Here is a 584-nt window from a genome sequence, read left to right as displayed (position 1 = left end):
AATTTTTACAAGCAATAACCAAACCTCAACGGCTATTATTCCCAGCGATAACATTTCTGGAAAAGCATTGGTTGCCGTGATTGCTATTATGACATTTCTCTCAAGTCTCACATTAATCAGTGTTGATTTTGTGCAACGTGCTTCTCATAGTTGGAGTAACCAAATTAGCTATGAAGCAACGATTCAAATACGCCCCATTGAAAATGTTGATACGGAAAAAGCACTTCGTGATGCAGTAAAATTGGTTAAAACATTTCATGGTGTACAAGATGCCACAATTGTTGACCAAAAAGCGACAGAAAAATTGCTCGAACCATGGCTTGGCACGGGATTAAACTTGAATGAATTGCCCCTTCCTCGCCTTATCATCGTAACACTGAAAGAAGAGGAAGAGATCAACTTTCGTGCTATCAATCAAGCAATCAAAACGCAAATTCCAGGAGGCCAGTTTGATGATCACCGTGTTTGGGTGAAACGTTTTTCAAGAATGGCACAAACAACTGTTTTCATTGGCTTGTCAATTTTAACACTGGTTCTAGGCTCACTAGTATTGACGATTATTTTTGCCACACGCAATGCGCTAG

Annotated in this window: 1 protein-coding gene; it reads left to right on the top strand. The window is 39.6% G+C overall.

Going from position 1 to position 584, the window contains the following annotated elements:
• Window position 1: 1 nt before the first annotated feature.
• On the top strand, window positions 2-584 hold a 583-nt coding region (locus tag ACFINZ_RS11745), incomplete at its 3' end, for a cell division protein FtsX (RefSeq protein ID WP_375701615.1).

Origin of the sequence: Bartonella sp. AA81SXKL (assembly GCF_042196945.1) — a bacterium.
Lineage (GTDB): Bacteria > Pseudomonadota > Alphaproteobacteria > Rhizobiales > Rhizobiaceae > Bartonella.
This window is presented reverse-complemented; position numbering and strand designations above follow the sequence as displayed.